Consider the following 25,948-nt stretch of genomic DNA (forward strand, 5'->3'; position numbering starts at 1 on the left):
CACGAGGTGAAGATCCCGGAAGAGCGGTCTTTGCTCTGAGGAAGCTGAGGCCGTGCCCACGGAAAGCGGAGTATTCTGCCGGAACGAGTTCAAGCTCACATTCAAAGGGGTTTAATAAAGTTACTGGAGATTTTCTCTCAAATATGCACTTAAATAATCTACAAAAAGAATATGAAAACCTAATAAATATTTAGAATGGGTTTAGTAGTTGCTCTATCTAATACGTAAATTTGGTTTTTTTAGCTATAAATGCTATTCTATGTAAAGATATGTAATTAGAAAGAAGGGAAAGAATATAATGGATATAAATTTAGCAAAAATGATTGATCATACGCAATTAAAACCTGACACTGACCAACAACAAATAGACAAAATTATTAATGAGGCAAGGGAAAGTGATTTTGCCTCTGTTTGTGTCAACCCATATTGGGTTTCCTATTGTTACGATAAATTAAAAGATACAGATGTGAAAGTCTGTACAGTAATTGGATTTCCATTAGGAGCAACGACATCAGAAACAAAAGCATTTGAAACGGAACAAGCTATTAAAAACGGTGCAACCGAAGTGGATATGGTTATTAATATTGGTGCATTAAAATCAAAGAGGTTTGACGTGGTTGAAAATGATATTAAAGCAGTAGTTGATGCTGCTAATAAAAAGGCTCTTACTAAAGTTATTATTGAAACTTCTTTATTAACTAACGAAGAAAAAGTTATAGCTTGTGAACTAGCAAAAAAAGTTGGTGCAGATTTTGTTAAGACATCAACTGGATTTTCTGGTGGCGGTGCTACTGTTGAGGATATTGAATTAATGAGAAAAACAGTTGGTCCTGAAATGGGAGTTAAAGCATCCGGAGGAGTTAGAGATCGTGAAACTACGGAAGCAATGATTGAAGCAGGAGCAACACGAATTGGAGCTAGTTCCGGCGTTCAAATCATTGCTGGGCAAAAAGGAACAACTGATTATTAAAATGATTACAAAAACAAAACCCACATTATTGCGATGGGTTTTGTTTTTGTTTTAGAGAATTAGTTAATTAAAGGCCTTCTTGCCGTGTAATTTGGTAATGAATTTTGCGAAATAGGATATAAACGGTAACAAACATAATACTGAAATTACATTAAATAGGACAGAAATATGTGCAAGTTGTTCTTTGACATCTTGTGACAGTACTTGTGCCAAGTCTGTTAACCATCCTAAAAACGGGATAAACATTATGACGCCGAGAACGTTAAACCATATGTGTGACATAGCAACTAACTTAGCTTCTTTTTTCGTACCAAATGAGGCTAGCAATGATGTAACACATGTCCCAATATTTGCTCCTAGAACAATTGCTATCGATGTTGGTAGAGCAATAAGGTTTTCGTGTAAAAAACTCATTGTTAATCCCACAGTAGCACTAGAAGACTGTATGACGCCACTTACGATCGTTCCTATCCATACGCCAATAGTTGGATGGTTACTAGCATAATCTAGGCTCTCTGTAAGAATTGGAATACTAGCAATATTTTGTGCCAATGATTCAAACCCGTTCAATGCAACAAATATGCTACCTAATCCAAATAAAATAGAACCAATAGAGAATAATATGCGACTTTTAAAAAAGATTAAAATGACACCAACTATTACAAATGTAATTTCTGGTATATAGTTTGAAAATGCCATTAGCTCCGCAGTAATAGTAGTACCTATATTTGCACCTAACATTATTCCAATTGATTGTTTAAATGAAATAAATCCAATACTTACAAAGCTAATAGTTAATACCATTATAACGGAACTACTTTGTAGGATTGCGGTAGCAGCTAGTCCTGTTAAAATACCAAAGAAAGTATTTTTTGTGAAAGTTGCCAAAAAGTATTCCATTTTTTGATAGGAAAGTTGATACAATCCGTTACGTAGAATACTTAGTCCTAAAAAAAATAACATGATATAAACAGCTAACAAAGAAATTAGATCTCCCAACGTATTCACCTCACTAGCCATTGTATGGACGAGTTCTCCAAAGAATGTTACTTTTTTATTTTTAAAATAGAAAAAAATAAGTTATTTCGGAAATAAGTTGACCAAAAAAAAGCATTATATTATAATTGTCGGGAGGCATATGTATTGTACATATGTCGTAACAAACTTGTTGTATGCTTCGGAGGGAGGGAAAATAGCATGTCAAACACAACTCGCGTTCGTAAAAACGAGTCTCTTGAAGATGCTCTTCGTCGCTTTAAACGCAGTGTATCTAAATCTGGTACATTGGCAGAATATCGTAAAAAAGAATTTTATGAAAAACCTAGTGTTCGCCGTAAGAAAAAGTCTGAGGCAGCTAGAAAGCGTAAATTCTAAAGAGGGTGTAGAGTAAAGATGTCATTATTAGAACGTCTGAACCAGGATATGAAGCAAGCGATGAGAAATAAGGATAAACAAACCTTAAGTGTCATCCGCATGGTTAAAGCTTCGTTGCAAAATGATGCAATTAAACTTGGGAAAGATGGATTATCTGAAGAAGAAGAATTAACTGTTTTATCTAGAGAGTTAAAACAGCGTAAAGATTCCCTCCATGAATTTCAAGAAGCTGGACGCGATGATCTTGTAGAGAAACTTGAAGAAGAGATTAAAGTTTTACAAGTATATATGCCTGAACAGCTTTCACAAGAGCAGTTAGAAGAAATTGTTTTAGAAACAATTAAAGAAGTAGATGCTACTTCAAAAAAAGAGATGGGTAAAGTGATGAGCGCTCTTATGCCTAAAGTAAAAGGTAAAGCAGATGGCTCTCAAGTTAATCAATTAGTTCAGAAACATTTGTCCTAATTGAAACCCATACGAGCTGACTAACAAATTTACTAACATATATTTTGATTTTTGGTTAGTAACAATAAAACCTCCAGTCACTGATGTGGCTGGAGGTTTTTATTATTATTTTACATATATAAAGAACATTTGATTAATAAAATGAAACCTTTGAATTAAACTAAACGTAATAAAGGATATACATAAGAAAGGAGGACTGGCGTGAGAAGACAAGGGATAAGCTTTTTTATCTGTATTCTAAGTGTGATTATGTTTATTTCAATACAGCCTACTCTAGTAGAAGCAGAATCTACAGGGGAAGGAAAGCTGGTGTATGTTATTCCAATTGAAAAAACAGTTGAAAGAGGTTTAGAGGCTTTTTTAAAGCGAACGACCCAGGAAGCTACAGAAGCAAATGCAGATCATATTATATTTGAAATAAATACTCCAGGTGGTAGAGTAGACGCTGCGGCAAATATCGCAGAGATTTTGCAGGATTTGGATATTCCCACAACTTCCTTTATAACTGTGGAGGCACTGTCAGCCGGATCCTATCTCGCTTTAAATACGGATCATATATATATGAAACCACAAGCGACGATGGGTGCGAGTGGTGTTATTAATTCGGACGGCACAGCTGCTGATAAAAAGGCACAATCTGCTTGGGTGGCAGCTATGCGAGGTGCTGCTACATCAAAAGGTAGAGATCCAATATATGCTGAAGCAATGGCCAATGCTGATTATGACCTTCCGAAATATGGTGCACCTAAAGGTGAATATTTAACGTTGGATGCTAGTTCTGCAGTGGAAGTGGGTTATTCTGAATCAACAGTGGAACACCGAACCGCATTATTAAATAAATTAAATCTTAATCATGCATCCATAATTGAAATGAAACCTACCCTTGCAGAAGAGGTAGCTCGTTTCTTAACGAATCCTGTTGTAGTACCTATTTTGTTGTCATTGGCAAGTATTGGTTTAATTGTGGAGCTTTATTCGCCAGGATTTGGTATTCCTGGTTCAGTTGGACTACTGTCACTCGTTTTATTCTTCTATGGCCATGTTGTTGCAGGGCTGGCAGGGTATGAAGCAATTATTTTATTAGTATTAGGAATTGTTTTCATTGTTTTAGAGCTATTCCTCCCAGGGGGAATAATTGGATTCCTGGGCATTGGTGCTATTGTTGGCGCCCTGTTTATGTCTACAAACAACATAGGGCATATGACGATGAGCATCGGAATCGCTGTTTTATTATCGATTATCGTTTCTGTTGTTCTTTTTAAAACAATGGGATTTGAGAAAGGATTTTTTAGACACATTGTATTGAAAGATGCTACTACAACGGAAGAAGGCTATGTATCCTCCGTAAATCGCTTGGAGTTAATCGGGCTCGAAGGAAAGTCCGTAACACCTTTACGTCCATCCGGTACAGGTGTATTTGATGGAGAGCGTTTAGATGTTATTTCTGAAGGAGGCTTTATTCCTACAAATTCAGACATAAAAGTAATAAAAACAGAAGGATCTCGTATAGTTGTTAGAGAAATATAACATAGAATATATATTTAGGAGGAAATCAAATGACGATTGAGCAACTTTTGCCTATTATAATTGTGGGTCTTATTGTAATTGTTGTCGCTATTTTATTTACATTTATTCCAGTAATGCTTTGGATAAGTGCGCTGGCAGCGGGTGTACATGTTAACATTTTTACTCTGGTAGGTATGCGTCTACGAAGAGTTGTACCAGCTCGCGTAATTAACCCTTTAATCAAAGCACATAAGGCTGGGTTAGATGTTACGACTAACCAACTGGAAAGTCACTACCTTGCAGGTGGTAATGTTGACCGTGTTGTTAACGCTCTAATAGCAGCGCAGCGTGCCAATATTGAACTTGGTTTTGAAAGGGCGGCAGCAATTGATCTTGCTGGTCGTGATGTACTAGAAGCAGTACAAATGAGTGTAAACCCTAAAGTTATCGAAACACCATTTATCGCAGGTATTTCAATGGATGGTATTGAAGTGAAAGCGAAAGCAAGAATTACAGTTCGTGCAAATATCGATCGATTGGTCGGTGGTGCAGGAGAGGACACTGTAATAGCCCGTGTTGGTGAAGGGATTGTTAGTACTATTGGTAGTTCTGAAAGTCATAGTAAGGTGTTAGAGAACCCTGACCTTATTTCACACAATGTATTATCAAAAGGTTTGGATGCAGGAACTGCTTTTGAAATTCTATCAATCGATATAGCAGACATTGATATCGGTAAAAACATCGGTGCAATGCTTCAAACAGATCAAGCAGAAGCGGATAAAAATATTGCACAAGCAAAAGCGGAAGAACGCCGTGCAATGGCTGTTGCACAAGAACAAGAAATGGTTGCTAAAGTACAAGAAATGCGTGCGAAGGTAGTAGAAGCAGAGGCAGATGTACCTCTAGCATTAGCTGAGGCATTACGTTCAGGACATATGGGTGTAATGGATTATATGAACTATAAGAATATAAATGCAGATACTGATATGCGTAATACTATTGGAAATATGTCTAAAGATGAGAATGAAGAAGAATAAATAAGAGAATCCTCGGGAAGGAGGGTTTCCATGGATGATTTGTTGGGATTACTACCTTTTATCATTGCCGCTATTGGGTGGTTTTTAGCTAAGGCTGGCAAGGACGAGAAGAATACTAGCCCCCTACCTAAACAACAACCAGTTTCGGGTAGGAGTCCTTCTTCGAAACCTATTAGGACGGAAGAAGAACAGGTGTTAAGAGAAGAAACAGCGCCTAAAACCGAAATGCAAACTTATTTTGAAGAAAAGCAGGAGCAGCTTGATAGAGTCAATATGGAGAAAAAGGGCGAAGTAAAAGACATAAGCCATTCCAAGGGAAATATCTATGGTACTATTGGAGATAAGCCTAAAAAAAGTTTTGGCAAGTTAAAGCGTAAAGAACCGAGATTATCAGTCGCTAGAAATATTACGAAAAGGCGTGTAGCTGAAAGTGTGGTTATGGCTGAAGTTTTAGGCCCACCAAGAGCAGTGAAACCGTATCAAAATGTTGCTCAAAATCGAATGAATAAATAACGAAGAGAATGCACTTGATTAATCAGGTGCATTTTTTTGTTGTCTTCTAATAGGTGGTTCAGTAACAAAGGAAAAGTGTTGGGTATTTTCCTCTGTTTCATTCATACACATATCTTAATGGGTTTGAATATATAGATAAGTGTCTTTAGCAATTCTATTGTCATGCTAATAAGATGAGAACAGTATATTTCTTGAAATAAACGTGTTATTTTACTGTTCTGATACAAGGGTTTGTATCATAACATGTATGTGAGGGGAGGCATCATAGATGAAAAAATGGCATCAGCGCATCGGGAACTGGTTGTCCCAAAACCTTGAATTACCTTCCGATGTAGTCCTCGAACTACCTAGAATTACAACAATCGGTCAATTGCATGCATATATTGAAAATCATCGAGGCTTATTACTTTTTACAGACAATGAGCTTCGATTAAATATGGAGTATGGTTACCTGAAGATAACTGGCAAAAATTTCGTACTTAGAATGATGCTGCCAGAAGAAATCTTGTTGGAAGGAACCATTAGCGAAATTGTCTTTATTGAGAGTGACGACTAAATTTGTTGGATTTTTGGATGGGAGGAGAACAAGGGAATGAAGCAAACACAAGGAGTATTCTTTGCAGGGTATGTAACGATAAAAGTTTCTGGACACCATCCTGAACTGTTTTTTGACCTTTGTGCAAGAAAAGGGATAATGGTATGGAGTATTAAGAAAGTTAGTAAAACTGAATGTACAGGTAATATTAAATTAAAGGACATATCGGATGTTAAAGCTTTAAGAAGGAAAACCATTTATAAAATAGCCTTTCGAAACAAGAAAGGCTTACCATTTTTTACGAATAAATTGCTTTATCGAAAACCATTAATTATTGGATTAGTCTTAAGCCTACTATTTGTTACATATCTGTCAAACATGGTTTGGAGTGTCAATGTAAAAGGAGTCAACTCCGAAATACAAAAAAAGATTGAGAACCAGTTAGATGAATATGGAATTCAACCAGGTGCCTTAAAATTTAACATCGGGTCCCCTGGGGAAATTCAACAGAAGCTCCTGAATGACATACCTGAACTATTATGGGTAGGGGTAACCGAAAAAGGGACAACCTATCACCTCGAAGGCGTAGAGAAAACGATAGTGGAAGAAGGAGAAAAGCTTTCACCGCGTAACCTAGTAGCAAAAAAAGAGGGAGTTATCGTTGAATATTATATTTCAAAGGGACAACCTATGATTAAAATAAATGATGTTGTTAAAAAAGGTGACTTATTAGTATCCGGGGAATTAGGGAAGAGTCAAGAGGAAGAGGATAAAGAGGAGGATAAGAAAGGAACAAAAAAACAGTTAGTTGCTGCAGAAGGGGAAATAATTGCTAAGACTTGGTATAAAAGTAATGTAACTATCCCTTTAGAAACGAATTATGAAGTGTTGACTGGAGATAATAAAAAGAAATATTACCTTCGATTTGGTGACTTTATGGTACCTGTTTGGGGATTTAAAAGTCCTGAATATAAAGAAATTCAATTGGAAGCCTCAGATCGTTCTGTAAATTTCTTTAAATGGGAATTACCAATATCATTTGTAAAACAAACGATTCATGAAAAAGAAAAAGTGAAAGAAAAGCGAACAAAAGATGAAGCGAAAGCTGCAGCAATAAAACAAGCTAAGAAAGAGCTGCAGCAAAAGTTAGGCAAAGATGCCGAAATAACTTTTGGAAAAGTTTTGCAAGAAAGTATGGAGAGTGGTAAAGTAAAATTAACGCTTTCTTTTGATGTTTTAGAAGATATCGCAAAATCACAACCTATAGTTCAAGGAGATTGATTATGCCTGAGGATTTAAAAACAATAGACTTACAATTAGATGATCCAAATGAAGCACTAAGTTTATTTGGAACAGAAGACAAGCATTTAAAACAAATTGAAGAACATTTTAATACATCAATCATAACTAGAGGAGAGCAAGTAAGTGTTTCTGGTGTTGAAGAAGATATAAAAGTAATAGAGGAAATATTACATGCTTTACTAACGATAATTAGAAAAGGCTTGACGATCTCAGAAAGAGACGTTGTATATGCGGTTGAACTAGGTAAGAAGGGGAAAATAAACCAATTTGAAACGCTTTTTGAGGATGAAATAACCAAAAATGCAAAAGGAAAATCGATTCGTGTTAAAACATTAGGTCAACGTAATTATGTTAATGAAATTAAGGCAAATGACTTAGTCTTTGGGATTGGCCCGGCTGGGACAGGTAAGACCTACCTTGCAGTTGTTATGGCTGTGAATGCATTGAAACAAGGCTCAGTGAAGCGCATTATATTAACACGTCCAGCGGTTGAAGCTGGTGAAAGCTTAGGTTTCCTTCCTGGTGACTTAAAAGAAAAGGTTGACCCATATCTACGCCCTTTATATGATGCTTTACATGATGTTCTAGGTAATGAACATACATTGCGTCTTATTGAAAGAGGAACCATAGAAATAGCTCCATTAGCGTATATGCGTGGGAGAACTTTGGATGATGCATTTGTTATACTTGATGAAGCACAGAATACAACTGGAGCCCAAATGAAAATGTTTTTAACTCGACTAGGCTTTGGCTCTAAGATGGTTATTACAGGTGATATTACACAAGTAGACTTGCCTAAAGGTGTACACTCAGGATTGAAGCAAGTTGAAACAAGATTGGCAAATATTAAAGGAATTTCCTTTTCTTACTTAAGACAATCTGACGTGGTACGTCACCCACTTGTACAAAGAATTATTGACGCATATGAACAAGAAAAGGAATAAGTGTACAGCATGGCTTAAGACCCAATTTATCTGGGTCTTATTTCTGTATTCAAGGCTGTTATAAAGGGGTAATATAATGAATTTTAAATGGAGAAAATTCGCCGATTTACTCAAACATAATAATATACGGGTTAAGATTGGCTTTCTCGGCTTATTATTAGCCTGCATTTTCTTTTTGCTTACCCTGTCAAATGTATTTACAGAAACATATGATATGGAACGATTTAGCAATGCAAAAAATACAATCCGCTCTCCTATTACGATAGAGAATACAAAAGAAACAGAACGTAGAAGTAGAGAAGCTGTTCAGGCTGTTGAAGACCGTTATGATATTTCGTCTGAGATTACCCAAGAGCGGGTAGAATACATAATAGAGTTATTTGATGCGGTAAAAAAGCTAGAGGAAGAAAATATAACTGAGGGTAAATCGGAAACGACTTCTTTAACTACAGAACAAAAAGTTCAATATCTCCAACAAATTCTTAGTAATGAAATAACGAATAATGTTGATGGAGAAGTTTTAACAAAGCTTGTTACCGCGAGTGATAACGAAAGATCCATCGCTAAGGAGTTATTAACAACTTCACTGTACGATACTTTAAACGAAGGCGTTCGGACCACAACATTAGAAACAGCAATTAGTAACGTAAACCAAAAATTAAGGTATTCAAGTTTAGATGATGACTTCAAACAAGCACTATATACTATTGTTAACTTTGCTATTGTAGAGAATTCTTTCTTTTCCGTAGACCGTACAGAAGAAGCGCAAAAGCAAGCTATAAATAATGTTGAGCCTGTTTATATTAGAGCAGGTGAGGTTATTGTTCGTGAAGGACAAACTATCACAAATGAGATATATGAAAAACTGGCGTTAGTTGGGGTATTAAATAATGATCGCAATATTTTTCCTGTTATCGGACTTATCATTCTTTTAGTGTTGCTATCTGGTGTAATGGTCTACGAGATAGGTGTATTTAGTAAATATAAGGATCTTGATAAAGGTAAATTGGCTTCTATTCTGATAATAAGCACTTTCACCGTTGTTTTAATGAAGATAGTTAGTCTGTACACAACACCAGCAAATCAGATGTTTTTATTAGTTCCTTCAGCAACTGGGGCCATGCTATTAAAAATCCTACTTAGAGAACGTCTGGCTATAGTATTTGCTTTTGTGTATGCCATACTAGGGTGTATTATTTTTAATTCTCAAATACCAGGTTCTTTAAATATGGAAGCAGGTGTTTATTTACTGCTCTCTCAGTTTGCAGGAATTATCTTTCTTGCCAATGTGAAAGATAGAACTGCAATATTAAAGGCAGGTGCAGGAATAGTAGTAATTAATTTATTAACTGTATTAGTATTTTTATTATTATCTTTTGAAAAATATTCAATAGCTGACTCCCTTTTGTTAGGTAGCTTTGCTGTTGTATCAGCATTATTATCAGCTGTCTTTACATTAGGAATGCTTCCTTTTTTTGAGGCGGGTCTTGGAATTCTTTCTGACACTAAATTACTAACACTATCAAGCCCAAATCATCCATTGCTTCGTAAAATTTTAACCGAAGCTCCAGGCACATATCATCACAGTGTAATGGTTGCTAATTTAAGTGAGGCATCTTGTGAAGCTATAGGAGCAAATGGTTTGCTTGCTCGGGTTGCTGCGTACTACCATGATCTTGGGAAGACGATAAGACCACACTATTTCATCGAAAACCAAATGGGGATTAAAAACCCTCATGATTATTTAGAACCGAAACAAAGTGCAGAAATTATCATTAGCCACCCATATGACGGAGCTAAGCTGTTGAAAAAACATAAGCTTCCAAAGGAAATAATCGATATTGCAGAACAACATCATGGTACAACATTGTTGAAATATTTTTATTACAAAGCTAAAGATCACAGTCCAAATGTTTTAGAATCAGATTATCGTTACCCAGGTCCAAAGCCAAGATCAAAAGAAGCAGCAATTCTTTCTATTTGTGATTCAGTAGAAGCTGCAGTTCGATCCATGAACCAACCAGATAAACAAAAAATTGATGAAACAGTAGAATCCATTATTAGTGATCGTCTAAAAGATGGGCAATTAAATGATAGTTCTTTAACCTTTAGGGAATTAGAAACCGTTCAAAAGGCTATCTGCGAAACACTAAATGGTATTTATCATTCTAGAATTCAATATCCAACTGAAAAAGAAGTTAAGGGGGCAAATTAATGATTCATATCGATTTTCATGATGAAACAAATACAATTAAAGAGGAATATGTGGATATGCTCCACCGCCTACTATCATTTGCTGCAGAGCAAGAAAATATTACGAGTGAAGCGGAAGTCTCTGTTAATTTTGTTGATAATAAGGAGATCCAAATTATAAACCGAAATTATCGCCAAATAGACAAGCCAACTGACGTTATTTCTTTTGCTCTAGAAGAAGAGGGAGAAGGGGAAATTAAAGTCATTGGAGAGGAGATCCCGATTGTCCTTGGAGACATAATCATTTCAGTAGACAAGGCACAGGAACAGGCTCTTGAATATAATCATTCTTTTGAACGGGAGTTAGGTTTTCTTGCTCTACATGGATTTCTACATTTATTGGGTTATGATCACATGCAAGAGGATGAAGAAAAAAGAATGTTTGGAAGACAAGAGGAAATATTAGATGAATTCGGGCTTAAAAGACAATAAACCTGTGCGAATAGGTTTCCGTTATGCCGTTAATGGGGTCTTTCATGCATTTCAAAAAGAATTGAATTTTAAAATTCATGTTTTTACTACATCGGTTGTGTGCATTGCAGGATTTATATTTCGATTAACGATGATGGAGTGGGCGATTATTCTGTTAACGATAGGCTCTGTTCTTTCATTTGAACTAATTAATACTGCGATGGAACGCGCAATGGATTATTTGGCGCCAGAGATCCATCCAATGGTTGGACTAGTAAAAGATTTGTCTGCTGCAGCAGTGCTAGTAGCCGCAATAGTGTCCTTTATTATTGGTTGTCTCATATTTTTGCCTAAAATTTTTTAGTCAAAAGAAAACAGTTTTTTGAAAAATCCCTTCTTGTTAAACAAGCAAGCGAGGGATTTTTTTTGTGGACTAGGAAAATATAAGGACACGGAGAAAAAAGATTTGCATAAATTAATCATGATTAGGTTTTCAATGCTAAAGTCTTAGACTTAAATAAATAATATGCTAACTTTTTTAAAGAGGTTTTGTCGAAAGTGTGAAAGGGAAGTAATTTTGTAGTAAAATAAAAATTAATTGACATAATGAATCGATCAGTAGACGGAGGAGACAACATGGAACAGACATATAAATCAGGATTTATCACAATAATTGGCCGCCCAAATGTAGGGAAATCAACATTTATGAACCGAGTAATTGGACAAAAAATAGCAATAATGAGTGATAAACCACAAACGACTAGAAATAAAATCCAAGGTGTTTTAACTGAAAAAGATGCCCAAATGATCTTTATTGACACACCAGGAATTCATAAGCCGAAACATAAATTGGGCGATTTTATGGTGAAAGTTGCAGAGAATACACTAAACGAAGTAGATGCTGTTATGTTTATGATTAACGCAGCAGAGGGATATGGAAGGGGAGACCAATTTATTATTGATCGTCTCCAAAATGTTAAAAATCCAGTATTTCTAATTATTAATAAGATTGACCAAGTACACCCAGATCAACTTCTGCCATTAATTGAACAATATAAGGACAAGTACAATTTTAAAGAAATTGTCCCTATATCTGCTTTAGAGGGGAATAATGTAAACCATCTATTAGAAGTTTTAAAAGAGGAATTACCAGAAGGCCCACAATATTATCCTGAAGATCAGATTACGGACCACCCTGAGCGCTTTATTATTAGTGAACTAATAAGAGAAAAGGCCCTTCAACTAACAAGAGAAGAAGTACCGCACTCTATAGCTGTGGTTATTGAAAATATTAACCCTGATGAAAGGGAAAAACTGTTAATTCAGGCTACTATCATTACAGAAAGAAAGTCGCAGAAAGGGATCATTATTGGAAAACAAGGATCCATGTTAAAGGAAATTGGAGTGAAAGCTCGACAGGATATCGAGAACCTATTAGGAACAAAAGTATACTTGGAACTTTGGGTGAAAGTACAAAAAGATTGGCGGAATAAACAGCATCAATTGAATGAGTACGGATTTACAACCGATGAGTATTGATATACTTGGAAAATATTAATACACATGCTATCGGCTAACTTGGCAATTCTATAAGTAGGTAACAAAATATTATTTTTTGAAAGGTGGGGTTTCTTGTGACCGACTTATCTTGGAAATTCTTTAGTCAGACAGGAAACATTGAAACCTATTTATTGATGAAAGAATTAGAATCTGTCTACGAAGATGCTCCCGAACAAATGAATCAAGATTTTATTAAATTAGAAGATACACATATGCAATAACATCTATTACGTAAGTTCATGTACATCATTTAATTAGATGGCAAAGGAAACAACAAAGGGATTGGTGAATTCTTTGTTTGAAAAAGTAGAGGGTATTATATTAAAAACGCAAGATTATGGGGAAACACATAAAATCGTAACATTATTTACAAAAGAATTAGGAAAAGTTGGTGCAATTGCTCGTGGAGCAAAGAAGCCGAAAAGTAGAATGGCTGCTATTACGCAGCCATTTATATATGGGTCCTTTTTATTGCAAACAGGCTCTGGTTTAGGAACGATTCAGCAAGGCGAGGTACAGTATTCCTTAAGAAAAATTAGAGAAGATATTATCAAGACTGCTTATGCTACATATATTGCGGAACTAACTGACAAGTTATTAGATCCAAATCAACCAGATCCTTATTTATTTCAGCAATTATTTCAAACACTCCAATGGATGTGTGATGGGAAAGATCCAGATGTATTGACGATCATATATGAATTGAAAATGTACAAAAAAGCTGGCTTTTCTCCAGTAGTAAAGCACTGTGTCTCTTGTGGAAATAAGGATAGTGACTATTCTTTCTCAGTCAATGAGGGAGGCTTACTTTGTAGAAAATGTAAATGGAAAGATGAAACAGCTGTTGTTTTACCGATCCCTATTGTGAAGCTACTTTATGTGTTTTCAGAAATTAATATAGAGAGAATTGGTGATATCTCTATTAAAAAGGAAAATAAACAACTTTTACAAGCATTAATGGAAAATTACTATGATCAATATGGTGGATACTTCTTGAAATCAAAAAAGTTTTTAAAACAAATTGATAAATTTATCTAGCTTGACAAATAGGACTATATTGAGTATGATTTAAAACAAATTCGACAGGTAAGCGATGATAGAGAGTAGTACTTATTTTTTCTCTTTTTTAGCGAATCCAGGTTGGTGTGAGCTGGATAAAGAGTGGATAAGGAAGGCGCTCTGGAGCAACGTAATAAAAGTGGCTATTTACGGTCGGTGAATAGCAAATAGGGTGGAACCGCGGTAATCCCGTCCCTATGTCTAATTATTAGACATAGGGACGGGATTATTTCGTTTCTTCCAAATTTGCCTACTTACTGCTAATTATGCGAACCCTGTTTTGCCTATTTTGACTAAACCCTAAATGGAGGTTAACAAAAATGAATGTTCAAACAATGATTTTAACGTTGCAAAAGCATTGGTCAGATCAGAATTGTATTCTAATGCAAGCTTATGACGTCGAGAAAGGTGCTGGAACCATGTCACCAATGACTTTATTACGAAGTCTTGGACCTGAACCATGGAATGTTGCATATGTAGAACCATCTAGACGTCCTGCTGACGGAAGGTACGGACAAAACCCAAATCGTCTCTATCAACACCATCAATTCCAGGTAATTATGAAACCATCACCAGACAATATTCAAGAACTATATTTGGATTCTTTAAAGGCGTTAGGGATCGATCCTTTGAAACACGACATACGTTTTGTTGAGGATAACTGGGAAAATCCTACACTTGGTGCAGCTGGGTTAGGTTGGGAAGTTTGGTTAGACGGTATGGAAATAACTCAGTTTACATATTTTCAACAGATTGGTGGCTTAGAAGCCAAACCAGTTGCAGTCGAAATTACATATGGGATTGAACGGTTGGCTTCCTACATTCAAGATAAGGAGAATGTATTCGAATTAGAGTGGACGGATGGTGTCACTATAGGAGACATTTTTTATCAGCCAGAATTTGAGCATTCCAAATACACATTTGAAGAGTCGAATACGGACATGCTCTTTGATCTATTTTCAACGTACGAAGCAGAGGCGAAACAAACAATGGAAAAAGGGCTAGTATTTCCTGCTTATGATTACGTGTTAAAGTGTTCACATACATTTAATTTACTAGATGCAAAAGGTGTAATTTCTGTAACGGAGAGAACAGGGTATATTTCTAGAGTTCGAAACCTAGCACGTGAAATTGCAAAGCTCTATGTAGAAGAACGAGAAAGATTAGGTTTTCCAATGTTAAAAGAGGGGGTAGAAGCTCATGACAACAACTAACGTGTTATTTGAAATTGGTTTAGAAGAGATGCCGGCACGATTTTTAAATGATGCAAAGTCACAGCTAGAATCGAAAACAATTGAATGGTTAAAAGATCTTCGTCTCCCTTATAAACAGGTAGTAACGTATGTAACACCAAGAAGATTAGCTGTGTTAATTGAAGATTTGGCTGAAAAGCAGCCTGATATGGAAGAAGAAGCAAAAGGACCTGCTAAAAAAATAGCCTTAAATGACGAAGGTGTATGGTCAAAGGCAGCCATTGGATTTTCGAAAGGCCAAGGGAAAAGTGTAGATGATATTTATTTTAAGGAAATAAAAGGTATAGAATATGCTTTTGTTAATAAATATATCGAAGGTCAATTAACAACTAAATTGTTGCCATCTTTTAAAGAAATAGTGTTAAGTCTAAATTTTCCTAAGAATATGAGATGGAGTAATCTTAATGTAAGATTTGTTAGACCAATCAGGTGGATTGTTGCACTAAATAATGATGAGGTTATCCCCTTTGAAATCACAGGTGTTAAAGCATCAAACGTCACGTATGGTCATAGATTTTTAGGTGACACCATGACATTAAGTGAACCTTTGCAATATAGAAATAATTTAAAAGAACAATTTGTAATTGTAGATTCACAAGAGCGAGAAGAATTGATTTTAAAAGGAATTCAACAATTAGAAAAAGAAAACAAATGGAATATTGTTGTTGATGAAGAATTATTAACGGAAGTAAAGCACTTAGTTGAGTATCCAACTGTTTTCTCCGGTAAATTTAGTGATGAGTTTTTATCAATACCGGAAGAAGTTTTAATTACATCGATGAAAGAACATCAACGTTACTTTCCAGTTCGTTCATTAGAAGGCAAATTATTAGCTAATTTTATTGCCGTTAGAAATGGTAACGATCAGTTTATTGATACAGTTGCTAAAGGGAATGAAAAGGTTCTTAAAGCTCGATTATCTGATGCTCGTTTTTTCTATGAAGAGGATCAAAAACAAACAATTGAAGAAAATATAAAAAAATTAGAAAAAATGGTTTTTCAGGAAAAACTCGGAACTATTGCAGAAAAAGTGAATCGAGTTGTCGCTATAACAAAAGAAATTTGTGTTCTTTTAAATGTTGATGAAGTGACGAAGAACAAAGTAATTAGAGCTGCAGAAATAAGTAAATTTGACCTAGTAACTAATATGGTTAATGAGTTTACCGAGCTTCAAGGTGTGATGGGGCAAAAGTACGCCACTTTATTTGGGGAAGATGAAGAGGTAGCTCAAGCGATTAATGAACATTACATGCCGAGAAATGCAAATGGTGAATTACCAGCAAGTATTATTGGATCAATTGTTAGTATAGCTGATAAGCTTGACACAATTATTGGCTGTTTCTCTGTTGGAATTATTCCGAGTGGTTCACAGGATCCATATGCGTTAAGGCGACAAGCGCTTGGAATACTTCAGATTTTAAATGAGCAAAAATGGAATATTCAGGTGGAATCACTATTAGACTCTGTCTTAGAGTTATTTAAAGATTATCAAATTCATACCACAGATCCTAGTGAAGTTAGAGAACAACTAGAAGAATTCTTTAAAGCAAGAGCAGCATATATTATTAAGGATAATCAAGTGGAGCAAGATGTAATTGATGCTGTCTTAACGAAAGGTATTGGTAATTTTTCCTTTTCTATCCAAAAGGCTGTTCTGTTAACAAATAAACGCCAGGAGGAGTCATTTAAGGATGTCCAAGAGGCTTTGGTAAGGGTGTTAAATCTGGCTGCTAAAGGTGAAGACACTGGCATATCGGAACAGTTATTTGAAAATCACCAGGAGGAGCGGTTATTTAACACATACAACCAACTTGTTGATCGGTATGATGAGTCGCTAGCTAACTATAACGCAATAGAGGCGCTACAAAGTCTTAGTGAATTAGCCCAACCTATTCATGACTTCTTCGACCATACGATGGTAATGGCTGAGGATGAAAGACTAAAGAACAATCGTCTATCCCTATTGAATAAAATTGCTAGTAGTATCATTATGTTTGCAGATTTGACCAAAGTACAATGGAAACAGCAAATGTAACGTAACATAACTGGGGAGGATGTTCTTGTTATGGAAAAACCTATCATCTATGTTCTATCAGATTCCGTAGGAGAAACAGCAGAATTTGTAGTGAAAGCAGCCTTAAGTCAGTTTATTTCAGATAGTGAATATACAATGCATAGGATCCCTTATGTAGCCAATAAGGAGGTTCTTAGAGGGGTTGTTTATCATGCAAAACAACAAGGAGCAATAATTGGTTTTACGTTAGTAAATCCAGAATTTAGAGAGTTTTTAAAAAAAGAGGCGCATGAAAAAAATATTGAATGCATAGATATAATGGGACCAATGATTGAAGCAATGGAAAGAGTGTTTAAACGTAAACCTAGAATGAAGCCTGGTTTAATCCACAGATTAGATGAAGACTATTTCCAACGTATAGAAGCGATTGAATTTGCCGTACGTTATGATGACGGTCGTGATCCTAGAGGTATTTCTAAAGCAGATATAATATTAATAGGTGTTTCGAGAACTTCCAAAACACCTCTCTCACAATACTTAGCACATAAAAGACTCAAGGTTGCTAATGTACCAATTGTTCCAGAAGTAGAACCTCCCCCTGAATTATTTCGTGTTCCACCATACAAATGTGTGGGATTAAAAATAAGTTCAAAAAAATTGAATGATATTAGACGGGAGCGTTTAAAAGCACTAGGTTTAGGGGACCAGGCAAGCTATGCAAATATAGAAAGAATTGAGGAAGAACTTGCCCACTTTGAATCGATTGTAGATCGGATAGGATGCCCGGTAATAGATGTCTCTAATAAAGCAGTAGAGGAAACAGCAAACGTAATTTTGAACATGACAAATAAAACGTACTAGGAATACAAGCAGTTATGAGAACCCTTGCTAGTTTTGGCTTGGGTTTTTCTAACTGAAAACTAGAAATTTAAGAGGAAATGTATAAAATCACAAAAAAGACATAGCAATTTCATTTTTTTTGTATTATAATTAATTTTTGTGAAAAAATGTTTCTATAGTACTATTTTTTCAACGTTTTATATAGGTGGAAAAATTCAGAATAGAAAAATATTTAAAAAAGAGAAGGATTTTGCTACTTCTTGTAGAATATGTGACTAAGCCAAAAGTTACAGACAAGGTGAATCGTGTTCTTCAGGAGTTTCTTACTACATCTACATAAAGTTACGACATCTGAGCTTACTTATAAGATTATACCCACAAATATAAACAAGGAAGTTTACAAAGACAGCTATAGAGGAATAACTAGTATTAGCTTTTTGTAAAAAAAATTTAAAATTTGTAAAAAAAATTGTCGAATCGTGAAGGGTTTTCTTATTTTGTATAGAATAATGATTAAATACGGTGATATAAATGCCTTATCAAATTCCAGAAGAAACAATTGAACAGATCCGGCGATCAAACGATATTGTAGACATTGTTGGAGAATATGTTCAATTAAAAAAGCAAGGTAGAAACTATTTTGGTCTTTGCCCTTTTCATTCTGAGAAATCACCATCTTTTTCAGTAACTCAAGACAAGCAAATATTCCATTGTTTTGGGTGTGGAAAAGGGGGGAATGTTGTTACTTTTGTCATGGAAGTCGAGGGTTTTTCCTTCTATCAAGCTATTCAGTTTTTGGCTGAAAAAAGCGGGCAAGAGTTACCAGATTCTGTTTCAAACGAAGAAGATAATTTAACTAAAGATAGCCATGATAGTCTGAAGGCATATGAATGGCTTACTAAATTATATCATCATTTGTTACGCCATACAAAAGAAGGCAAGGAAGGCCTAAGCTATCTAAAAGAACGAGGCTTTACCGATGAGATCATCGATACTTTTCAATTGGGATTTGCACCTAATACAAAGGACTTTATAGCACAGTTTTTAGAGAAAAAAGGGTTTCACAAACAAAATATGGTGAAAGCCGGAGTACTAACCATAAATGATCAAAATGAGTTTTTAGATCGCTTTCGTGGTAGAGTAATTTTTCCGATCCGAAATCATATAGGAAAGAGTGTAGGTTTTGGTGGAAGGACGATTAGCGATCAAAAACCAAAGTATTTAAACAGTCCAGAATCAGAGTTATTTCAAAAGGGAAAGCTTTTGTATAACTTCGACTTGGCTAGAAGTACAATTAGAAAAGAAGAAATTGCAGTTCTCTTTGAAGGTTATGTTGATGTTATTTCAGCCTACAAGGCCGGAGTATTAAATGGAGTAGCCACGTTGGGAACCTCGATTACCGACTCTCAAGCAAAATTGCTTAGAAGATATGTTGATACTGTCATTATTTGCTATGACGCAGATAATGCAGGTATTAATGCAACCTATAAGGCAGCAAAGTTATTGAAAAAAGTAGGCTGTAATGTGAAAGTTGCGCAACTACCAATTGGGTATGACCCTGATGAATATATTTCTTCATATGGTGCAGATCGTTTTAAAAATGAGGTTATACAGGCAAGTGATACTTACATGAAATTCATGATGAAGTATTTAAGAAAAGATTATAACCTAAATTTAGAAGGAGATCGCATACAATATGTGGAACATGTTATTGATGAAATAGCATTAATGGAAAGACCAATTGAAAGAGAGCATTATCTAAGGGAGTTAGCAAATGAGTTTGAATTGTCAATAGAAACTCTAACTCAAGAAATCCAATCACGTAGACAAAAGATAGTTGGAAAACAGGATAACCCAAAACAAAATAGCCATACTAAAGTAATAAAAGACTTTCGTCAATCAACAAAGAAATTAATGCCAGCATATCATAATGCTGAAAGGCAATTACTTGCATACATGATACATGACGGATCGATTGCTGATAAAGTTAAAGATGAATTAGGTGCCTCGTTTAATATTGATGAGCACAAAGTAATAGTTACACATCTTTATGCTTTTTATGAAGAAGGAAATGATCCAAATGTAAGCCATTTTATTGAAACTTTGCATCAGACTACTGTTCAAGGGACTGTAGTTCAACTGGCCATGATACCCGTTCAACAAGATATAAGTGACAAAGAAATTAATGATTATATTCGAATCATTCTTTCGGAACAGAGTGATCATGCCAAAATAAGAAGCTTGAGAGCAGAGCAAAAGCTGGCGGAACAACAAAACGATCCTGTAAAGGCTGCACAAATAGGTATGGAAATTCTTGAGATACAGAAAAGGATAAAAAATTCAAATCATTGAGATAGAAGCAAGTTTTGGAAGGAGGGTCACTCATGGCAAATAACAAGCCATCACGTTCAAAAGAAAATGAGACTGAGCTTACGCTAGAACAAGCCAAAGAACAATTGCTAGAGCTAGGTAAAAAGCGAGGTGTTCTGGCCTATGAGGAAGTCGCAGAACGTTTGTCCAATTTTGAATTGGAATCAGACCAAATGGACGAATATTATGAGTACCTAGGTGAACAGGGAATTGAAGTTATTGGTGACTCAGAAGAGGATCCGAGTATGCAACAACTGTCGAAAGAAGAAGAATTTGATTTAAATGACCTAAGTGTACCGTTAGGAATTAAAATTAACGACCCAGTTAGGATGTACTTGAAAGAAATAGGTCGTGTTGATTTACTTTCTGCTACTCAAGAAATTGACTTGGCTAAGCGTATTGAAGAAGGTGAAGAAGAAGCTAAGCGTCGTTTAGCAGAGGCAAACCTTCGTCTAGTGGTAAGTATTGCCAAGCGTTACGTTGGTAGAGGAATGCTATTTTTAGACTTAATTCAAGAAGGTAACATGGGACTCATCAAAGCTGTTGAGAAGTTTGATTATCGTAAAGGGTACAAGTTTAGTACGTACGCTACTTGGTGGATTAGACAAGCAATTACTCGTGCCATTGCTGATCAGGCTAGAACAATTCGTATTCCGGTTCACATGGTTGAAACCATTAATAAGTTAATTCGAGTTCAGAGACAGTTATTGCAAGACTTAGGCCGTGAACCTACACCAGAAGAAATAGGTAAAGAAATGGAATTAACTCCTGATAAAGTACGTGAAATTCTAAAAATTGCGCAAGAGCCAGTTTCTTTAGAAACGCCGATTGGTGAAGAGGATGATTCACATCTAGGTGATTTTATCGAGGATCAGGAAGCTACTTCCCCATCTGATCACGCAGCGTACGAACTCTTAAAGGAACAACTAGAAGACGTTCTTGATACTTTAACTGATCGTGAAGAGAATGTACTTCGTTTACGTTTTGGACTAGATGATGGCCGCACAAGAACCCTTGAAGAGGTAGGTAAAGTGTTTGGCGTAACAAGAGAACGTATTAGACAGATTGAAGCTAAGGCTCTAAGAAAATTACGTCATCCAAGCAGAAGCAAGCGATTAAAAGATTTCCTGGAATAAATTATTTAAATAGCGAATTAGCTCAGTCATTGTTAACATAGCAATGGCTGTGCATTTTTTTGTCAGTAATAAGGTTAGTGACACATAAAGCCTTATTTTCTAACTTGATTTGGGGTGAAGCTTGTGTCTGATGATAGAACAAATATTATCATCAAAGAAATTCATTATTGGAAAGAACATCATCTTCTACCTAGTCACTACTGCGATTTTCTTCTTGCCCTATATACTCAAGGAGAAGAAAATGATTCAACCGATGTTGTAACAAATAAAGGATTTAACCCTATCCATGTTTTCTTTTATTTAACGAATAGTTTACTACTACCGTTATCATTACTTGTCATTTATTTTACTGAATCAAACATGATAATGCAAATGCTCTTATTAATTATTTTTGTAGCCGCTTCCTTTTTATTTTACCGTTTCTTCAGTAATACCAAGGCTTTAAAAGAATCCTATTCACTGATAATTTTTTTATTAATTATTTTTCTAGCTACTATTCAAACTACAAACCTTATATTTTCTAGTACTATATATTTAATGATCTTAACAACCATTCATTGTGCTATTTGGTTTTACCTTGGATGGAAGAAGAGGCTAGTATTTCTCTCTATTGCAGCCGTTTTAGGGGTCATAACGTTGATCATTTTTAGTATCTTGTAACTTTTTCGATACTTTTCCTTTTCTAAAGTAGTTTTTTCAAGTAAAATAAAGATGGTTTTGTTTATATTAATAAAAGTATGGTTCAGATACTAATAGTATATTAGTATCAAGTAGGACTACCTCGAGACAAGGGGTTTACATAAGGAGGACGTTATACCATGAAAAGAAATCCGGTTATCCCTTTTGCTATTATTGCTGTTTTGGGAATTCTTGCAATGATCGTTCTTTCCATAGTCGGTCTTGACCAACAGGATAAAATTGCAAATGGGGATGAACATCAGGAAGATACTGTATCTAGTGACCCTGAAGAAATTGTACAAAGCTGTATTGGATGTCATGGAACTGACTTAGGTGGCGGTTCTGGTGGACAACCAAGCTTGCAAAAAGTTGGAAGCAAATATTCAGAAGAAGAAATCCTTGATATTATTAACAACGGGATTGAAGGAACTGCGATGATGGGTGGAATTGTTCCCCCAGAGGAAGCAGAAGTTCTGGCAAAATGGTTAGCAGAGAAGAAATAAAGGGGTAAATAAAAGCTTTCTGGTGTTTCAGAAAGCTTTTATTTTTTTTGGTATAATAGCTGTAAATATAACTACTACTAATTATCATAAAGGAGGCAGACGAATTTAATGAATGAGAAGACTCTTTCACAACGCTTACAGCTAGTTGCCTCATTTTTACCAGAGGCTGCATGTTTTGCAGATATTGGTTCTGACCATGCTTATTTACCATGTTTTGTATGTTTAAATGACTCTCAAGCTATTGCGGTTGCTGGTGAGGTGAATGAGGGTCCCTTTCAAAGTGCTAAACGTACTGTAGAGGAATTAGGACTAGCTGATAAAATAGAAGTTAGAAAAGGAGATGGTTTATCTGTCCTCAGAGAAGATGAAGTGACAGAGGTGACCATAGCTGGTATGGGTGGAGGCTTAATTTCACACATATTAGAACAAGGGAAAGATAAATTAACAAGTGTGAACCGCATTATAGCTCAGCCTAATGTTGATGCTAATGTCGTAAGGAAATGGTTCTATGAAAACAACTATGAACTTACAAGTGAACGAATAATTGAAGAAGATGGACATATTTATGAAATATTAGTCGGAGACAAAGGACAAAATCATTCTATATATTCAGAGTTTTACTTAGAAAGCCAATTTCTGTTTGGGCCATTCTTACTCCTAGAAAAGCCGCAACCTTTTAAAAGGAAATGGGAAAGTGAAAAGGAAAAGAAAGAGTATGCTTTAGAACAAATGAAAAAGGCTAAGTTTCCAGACTGGAGAAAAATTAGTCATTTTGAGCATGAAATTAAAGTGATTCAGGAGGTACTAAGTAATGAGCAAGGATATTCTAGCCAGTGAACTAATAAATTACTTCGAGCAATGGGCACCGAAGAATTTAGCTTATGACTGGGATAACGTTGGTCTTCAAGTGGGGACCTTAAATAAACCTGTAAATAAAGTGATGGTAACACTCGATGTCATGGAGTCAGTTGTAGATGAAGCAATTGAAAAGGATGTAGATTTAATTATTGCTCACCATCCAGTTTTATTTAAGTCTCTTAAACAGATTAATATTGACGATCCTAAAGGTAAAATATTATTAAAACTATTGAAACACGATATAACGGTTTATGCCGCTCATACCAATTTAGATATAGTTGATGGTGGTGTTAGTGACATGCTTGCCAAACGGTTAGGCGTTCACAATACTGAAGTGCTAGTGTCATCAGAAACAGAGCAATTGTTTAAGTTAGTGGTTTATGTTCCAGAAACACATGCTGAACAATTAAAACAAGCAATTGGAAACGCTGGTACTGGACATATTGGTAATTACAGTCATTGTAGTTTTCAGACTCAAGGAATTGGCAGTTTTAAGCCGTTAGAGGGTGCTGATCCTTTTATAGGAAATAAAGGAAAATTAGAGATAGTAAAGGAAGCGAAAGTAGAAACTTTAATTACGAAAAAACAAGTTAATTCGATATTATCGATCATCCGTGAGGTCCATCCCTACGAAGAAGTTGCTTATGATCTGCTCCGTTTGGAAAATAAAGGGAATAACATCGGCGTAGGGAGAGTAGGGGTGCTTAAGAATAAAGTGAAACTAAAAGCGTTCTGTGATCATGTTAAGGAAAAATTAGATGTTCCAACCTTACGTGTTACTGGGGATCTGAATCAAGAAATTCAGAGGGTTGCTATATTGGGTGGAAGCGGTGAAGATTATATCCAAGCAGCTATTAAAGCACGTGCTGATGTGTATCTAACTGGTGATTTGACATTCCATGACGCTCAGGATGCTTGGCAAATGGGTTTAAATCTTATAGATCCAGGTCATCATGTTGAAAAGGTTATGAAACAGGGAGTAAAAGACTACCTGGATCCATTCGTCAAGGATACAAATGTAGAAGTACTCATCTCTTCTTCTAACACAGAACCATTTCAATTTTTATAAGAGAGTATCAGGCTTAATGCAAATTTTCCATAGACTCACCAGTAAGAAATTGGATAGGCAATATTACGAAGCAAATTTTTATGTTTTTTCTAATTTCACGACGTTAGCTGCCCTTTAACAAAGCGAATTCTTATTGTTTTTCTAATTTCGCATAGAGAATTCTTGATATTTATCTAATTATCGAAGTTAGAATTCCTTTCGATTCACAATCCACAGCGTCGCATTTGCACTCAGTTAATTAAAGAATATAGTTACTGGAGAGTTTATCTCTATTACGTATTTAGAATGGAAATAAACAAGGATGAGGAGTTTCTCCTCATCCTTGTTATTTTTTGACTTTAACTTTTGGTAAAATTTTATTTTGTGCCACTTTAGATTCCTTGTTCCACGTTTCTTCATTATTCAAATCATAGTTCTCTATGAATTTGATTACTTCTTTAGTAATGGGAGTTGGGGTAGATGCCCCAGCTGTAATTGCCACTTTATTAACCCCTTGCAACCATTCTAAATCAATTTCAGACACATCAGCAATCCTGTATGCAACAGTTCCTGCAACTTCCATTGACACTTGTGCTAATCTGTTAGAATTGTTACTTCTAGGATCTCCTACTACTAAGGTAAGGTCAGCCTCTTTAGCTTGTTCTGCAACAGCTTCCTGCCTAACTTGGGTAGCCATACAAATCTCTTGTATCATTTCTGTTTGTGGATACATTTCCTTGACTTTTTGCATGACGTCATAAACATCCCATTGACTCATTGTAGTCTGGTTTGTTACTAGTATTTTGTCGCTTTCGATATTCAACTTTTTAACATCTTCCTCCGTTTGAACGAGGTGAACATGACCAGGTGCTACACCAACAGCGCCTTCAGGTTCAGGATGACCTTTTTTCCCTATATACACAATTTCATAGTTTTCCTTTACTTTAGCACGAATTAAGTCATGGGTCCGTGTTACGTCCGGACATGTTGCATCGAGTACAGTCAATCCCTTTTCCCTTGCTCTATCTTTCACTTCTGGTGATACACCGTGAGCTGTGAAAATAACTGTACCTTCTTGAATTTCCTCTAGTAATTCAGCTCTATCCTTACCATCAAGTGTAACGACACCTTCATTTTCAAATGCTTCTGTTACATGGGAGTTGTGTACAATCATCCCGAGTATATATATTGGACGGGGTAGATTTGGATCTTTTACTGCATTCTGTGCAATAACCATCGCATCTACTACTCCATAACAATAACCTCTTGGAGCAATTTTAATTACTTCCATTTCGAATCCCCCTCTAAAAATTCTATGT

General features: G+C 35.6%; 27 protein-coding genes and 1 other annotated feature. Of the genes, 25 read left to right on the plus strand and 2 right to left on the minus strand.

Annotated features, from left to right (window positions below):
* Together H7K77_RS20970 and deoC are read left to right on the plus strand one after the other, a co-directional pair.
* Positions 1-194: hypothetical protein (locus H7K77_RS20970; RefSeq protein WP_222599144.1), on the plus strand; the 194-nt coding region annotated here is incomplete at its 5' end.
* 104 nt (positions 195-298) lie between these two features.
* Positions 299-970: a deoxyribose-phosphate aldolase gene (gene deoC / locus H7K77_RS00410; RefSeq protein WP_186575742.1), complete on the plus strand. Its 672-nt coding sequence runs from the start codon at positions 299-301 to the stop codon at positions 968-970.
* Between the two features lie 63 nt (positions 971-1,033).
* On the opposite strand, the gene H7K77_RS00415 is transcribed toward deoC, so the two are convergent.
* Positions 1,034-1,990 (minus strand): Na/Pi symporter, encoded by a 957-nt coding sequence (locus tag H7K77_RS00415; RefSeq protein WP_268911877.1) that lies wholly within the window; start codon positions 1,988-1,990, stop codon positions 1,034-1,036.
* Between the two features lie 177 nt (positions 1,991-2,167).
* Between H7K77_RS00415 and rpsU the strand changes: the two genes are divergently transcribed.
* From rpsU to H7K77_RS00530, 23 genes are all read left to right on the plus strand, one after another.
* Complete coding sequence (rpsU, locus tag H7K77_RS00420) at positions 2,168-2,344, plus strand: 30S ribosomal protein S21 (protein WP_186575744.1); 177 nt, start codon at positions 2,168-2,170, stop codon at positions 2,342-2,344.
* Positions 2,345-2,362: 18 nt separating this feature from the next.
* The gene (locus H7K77_RS00425; protein ID WP_186575745.1) at positions 2,363-2,809 is read left to right on the plus strand and encodes a GatB/YqeY domain-containing protein; all 447 of its coding nucleotides are present in this window, start codon (positions 2,363-2,365) and stop codon (positions 2,807-2,809) included.
* Between the two features lie 249 nt (positions 2,810-3,058).
* Positions 3,059-4,336 carry an NfeD family protein gene (locus H7K77_RS00430; protein WP_186575820.1) on the plus strand — a complete coding sequence of 426 codons (1,278 nt, stop codon included), beginning with the start codon at positions 3,059-3,061 and terminating at the stop codon, positions 4,334-4,336.
* Between the two features lie 29 nt (positions 4,337-4,365).
* A complete protein-coding gene (floA, locus tag H7K77_RS00435; RefSeq protein WP_186575746.1) occupies positions 4,366-5,352 on the plus strand; it encodes a flotillin-like protein FloA in 987 nt (328 codons plus the stop codon).
* Between the two features lie 30 nt (positions 5,353-5,382).
* A complete protein-coding gene (locus H7K77_RS00440; protein WP_186575747.1) occupies positions 5,383-5,865 on the plus strand; it encodes a hypothetical protein in 483 nt (160 codons plus the stop codon).
* A gap of 268 nt (positions 5,866-6,133) precedes the next feature.
* Positions 6,134-6,421 (plus strand): sporulation protein YqfC, encoded by a 288-nt coding sequence (gene yqfC / locus H7K77_RS00445; protein WP_186575748.1) that lies wholly within the window; start codon positions 6,134-6,136, stop codon positions 6,419-6,421.
* 36 nt (positions 6,422-6,457) lie between these two features.
* A complete protein-coding gene (gene yqfD, locus H7K77_RS00450; protein ID WP_186575749.1) occupies positions 6,458-7,681 on the plus strand; it encodes a sporulation protein YqfD in 1,224 nt (407 codons plus the stop codon).
* 2 nt (positions 7,682-7,683) lie between these two features.
* Positions 7,684-8,646, plus strand: a complete 963-nt coding sequence (locus H7K77_RS00455; RefSeq protein WP_186575750.1) for a PhoH family protein — start codon at positions 7,684-7,686, stop codon at positions 8,644-8,646.
* 76 nt (positions 8,647-8,722) lie between these two features.
* Complete coding sequence (locus H7K77_RS00460) at positions 8,723-10,861, plus strand: HD family phosphohydrolase (protein ID WP_186575751.1); 2,139 nt, start codon at positions 8,723-8,725, stop codon at positions 10,859-10,861.
* A 2-nt stretch (positions 10,862-10,863) separates the two neighbouring features.
* Positions 10,864-11,331 (plus strand): rRNA maturation RNase YbeY, encoded by a 468-nt coding sequence (gene ybeY, locus H7K77_RS00465; RefSeq protein ID WP_186575821.1) that lies wholly within the window; start codon positions 10,864-10,866, stop codon positions 11,329-11,331.
* On the plus strand, positions 11,306-11,674 hold the full coding sequence (locus H7K77_RS00470; protein WP_186575752.1) for a diacylglycerol kinase family protein: 369 nt from the start codon (positions 11,306-11,308) through the stop codon (positions 11,672-11,674). The genes ybeY and H7K77_RS00470 overlap by 26 nt, the downstream gene beginning before the upstream one ends.
* 272 nt (positions 11,675-11,946) lie before the next feature.
* The gene (era, locus tag H7K77_RS00475) at positions 11,947-12,849 is read left to right on the plus strand and encodes a GTPase Era (RefSeq protein ID WP_186575753.1); all 903 of its coding nucleotides are present in this window, start codon (positions 11,947-11,949) and stop codon (positions 12,847-12,849) included.
* A gap of 95 nt (positions 12,850-12,944) precedes the next feature.
* Positions 12,945-13,091, plus strand: a complete 147-nt coding sequence (locus H7K77_RS00480; protein ID WP_186575754.1) for a YqzL family protein — start codon at positions 12,945-12,947, stop codon at positions 13,089-13,091.
* Positions 13,092-13,128: 37 nt separating this feature from the next.
* Entirely contained in the window at positions 13,129-13,908 is a 780-nt protein-coding gene (gene recO / locus H7K77_RS00485; RefSeq protein ID WP_328700978.1) for a DNA repair protein RecO, read from the plus strand.
* A 46-nt stretch (positions 13,909-13,954) separates the two neighbouring features.
* Positions 13,955-14,129: a binding site (T-box leader), on the plus strand.
* A 120-nt stretch (positions 14,130-14,249) separates the two neighbouring features.
* Complete coding sequence (glyQ, locus tag H7K77_RS00490; RefSeq protein WP_186575756.1) at positions 14,250-15,143, plus strand: glycine--tRNA ligase subunit alpha; 894 nt, start codon at positions 14,250-14,252, stop codon at positions 15,141-15,143.
* Entirely contained in the window at positions 15,130-17,217 is a 2,088-nt protein-coding gene (glyS, locus tag H7K77_RS00495) for a glycine--tRNA ligase subunit beta (protein ID WP_186575757.1), read from the plus strand. Before glyQ ends, glyS begins: the two co-directional genes overlap by 14 nt.
* Before the next feature lie 30 nt (positions 17,218-17,247).
* Positions 17,248-18,057 carry a pyruvate, water dikinase regulatory protein gene (locus H7K77_RS00500; RefSeq protein ID WP_186575758.1) on the plus strand — a complete coding sequence of 270 codons (810 nt, stop codon included), beginning with the start codon at positions 17,248-17,250 and terminating at the stop codon, positions 18,055-18,057.
* Positions 18,058-18,567: 510 nt separating this feature from the next.
* Positions 18,568-20,388 carry a DNA primase gene (gene dnaG, locus H7K77_RS00505; RefSeq protein WP_186575759.1) on the plus strand — a complete coding sequence of 607 codons (1,821 nt, stop codon included), beginning with the start codon at positions 18,568-18,570 and terminating at the stop codon, positions 20,386-20,388.
* 32 nt (positions 20,389-20,420) lie between these two features.
* Positions 20,421-21,542, plus strand: a complete 1,122-nt coding sequence (gene rpoD / locus H7K77_RS00510) for an RNA polymerase sigma factor RpoD (protein WP_186575760.1) — start codon at positions 20,421-20,423, stop codon at positions 21,540-21,542.
* Between the two features lie 123 nt (positions 21,543-21,665).
* Positions 21,666-22,202, plus strand: a complete 537-nt coding sequence (locus H7K77_RS00515) for a hypothetical protein (protein WP_186575761.1) — start codon at positions 21,666-21,668, stop codon at positions 22,200-22,202.
* 158 nt (positions 22,203-22,360) lie between these two features.
* Positions 22,361-22,723 (plus strand): cytochrome c550, encoded by a 363-nt coding sequence (gene cccA / locus H7K77_RS00520; RefSeq protein WP_186575762.1) that lies wholly within the window; start codon positions 22,361-22,363, stop codon positions 22,721-22,723.
* 108 nt (positions 22,724-22,831) lie between these two features.
* A complete protein-coding gene (locus H7K77_RS00525) occupies positions 22,832-23,560 on the plus strand; it encodes a tRNA (adenine(22)-N(1))-methyltransferase (RefSeq protein ID WP_186575763.1) in 729 nt (242 codons plus the stop codon).
* Positions 23,535-24,650, plus strand: a complete 1,116-nt coding sequence (locus H7K77_RS00530; RefSeq protein ID WP_186575764.1) for a Nif3-like dinuclear metal center hexameric protein — start codon at positions 23,535-23,537, stop codon at positions 24,648-24,650. Before H7K77_RS00525 ends, H7K77_RS00530 begins: the two co-directional genes overlap by 26 nt.
* A gap of 325 nt (positions 24,651-24,975) precedes the next feature.
* On the opposite strand, the gene H7K77_RS00535 is transcribed toward H7K77_RS00530, so the two are convergent.
* The gene (locus tag H7K77_RS00535; RefSeq protein WP_186575765.1) at positions 24,976-25,920 is read right to left on the minus strand and encodes a 4-hydroxy-3-methylbut-2-enyl diphosphate reductase; all 945 of its coding nucleotides are present in this window, start codon (positions 25,918-25,920) and stop codon (positions 24,976-24,978) included.
* Between the last annotated feature and the right edge of the window lie 28 nt (positions 25,921-25,948).

Origin of the sequence: Aquibacillus kalidii (genome assembly GCF_014280935.1) — a bacterium.
In the GTDB taxonomy this organism is placed as follows: domain Bacteria; phylum Bacillota; class Bacilli; order Bacillales; family Amphibacillaceae; genus Aquibacillus_D; species Aquibacillus_D kalidii.

Coding starts and splice junctions, on each gene's coding strand:
- H7K77_RS00430 (WP_186575820.1), top strand. CDS start 3,059: ATGTTTATTTCAATACAGCCTACTCTAGTAGAAGCAGAATCTACAGGG.
- glyS (WP_186575757.1), top strand. CDS start 15,130: ATGACAACAACTAACGTGTTATTTGAAATTGGTTTAGAAGAGATGCCG.
- rpsU (WP_186575744.1), top strand. CDS start 2,168: ATGTCAAACACAACTCGCGTTCGTAAAAACGAGTCTCTTGAAGATGCT.
- yqfD (WP_186575749.1), top strand. CDS start 6,458: ATGAAGCAAACACAAGGAGTATTCTTTGCAGGGTATGTAACGATAAAA.
- floA (WP_186575746.1), top strand. CDS start 4,366: ATGACGATTGAGCAACTTTTGCCTATTATAATTGTGGGTCTTATTGTA.
- dnaG (WP_186575759.1), top strand. CDS start 18,568: ATGCCTTATCAAATTCCAGAAGAAACAATTGAACAGATCCGGCGATCA.
- H7K77_RS00470 (WP_186575752.1), top strand. CDS start 11,306: ATGAATTCGGGCTTAAAAGACAATAAACCTGTGCGAATAGGTTTCCGT.
- H7K77_RS00535 (WP_186575765.1), bottom strand. CDS start 25,920: ATGGAAGTAATTAAAATTGCTCCAAGAGGTTATTGTTATGGAGTAGTA.
- cccA (WP_186575762.1), top strand. CDS start 22,361: ATGAAAAGAAATCCGGTTATCCCTTTTGCTATTATTGCTGTTTTGGGA.
- yqfC (WP_186575748.1), top strand. CDS start 6,134: ATGAAAAAATGGCATCAGCGCATCGGGAACTGGTTGTCCCAAAACCTT.
- H7K77_RS00500 (WP_186575758.1), top strand. CDS start 17,248: ATGGAAAAACCTATCATCTATGTTCTATCAGATTCCGTAGGAGAAACA.
- rpoD (WP_186575760.1), top strand. CDS start 20,421: ATGGCAAATAACAAGCCATCACGTTCAAAAGAAAATGAGACTGAGCTT.
- era (WP_186575753.1), top strand. CDS start 11,947: ATGGAACAGACATATAAATCAGGATTTATCACAATAATTGGCCGCCCA.
- H7K77_RS00530 (WP_186575764.1), top strand. CDS start 23,535: ATGAGCAAGGATATTCTAGCCAGTGAACTAATAAATTACTTCGAGCAA.
- glyQ (WP_186575756.1), top strand. CDS start 14,250: ATGAATGTTCAAACAATGATTTTAACGTTGCAAAAGCATTGGTCAGAT.
- H7K77_RS00455 (WP_186575750.1), top strand. CDS start 7,684: ATGCCTGAGGATTTAAAAACAATAGACTTACAATTAGATGATCCAAAT.
- H7K77_RS00460 (WP_186575751.1), top strand. CDS start 8,723: ATGAATTTTAAATGGAGAAAATTCGCCGATTTACTCAAACATAATAAT.
- H7K77_RS00440 (WP_186575747.1), top strand. CDS start 5,383: ATGGATGATTTGTTGGGATTACTACCTTTTATCATTGCCGCTATTGGG.
- deoC (WP_186575742.1), top strand. CDS start 299: ATGGATATAAATTTAGCAAAAATGATTGATCATACGCAATTAAAACCT.
- H7K77_RS00415 (WP_268911877.1), bottom strand. CDS start 1,990: ATGGCTAGTGAGGTGAATACGTTGGGAGATCTAATTTCTTTGTTAGCT.
- recO (WP_328700978.1), top strand. CDS start 13,129: ATGGCAAAGGAAACAACAAAGGGATTGGTGAATTCTTTGTTTGAAAAA.
- H7K77_RS00425 (WP_186575745.1), top strand. CDS start 2,363: ATGTCATTATTAGAACGTCTGAACCAGGATATGAAGCAAGCGATGAGA.
- H7K77_RS00525 (WP_186575763.1), top strand. CDS start 22,832: ATGAATGAGAAGACTCTTTCACAACGCTTACAGCTAGTTGCCTCATTT.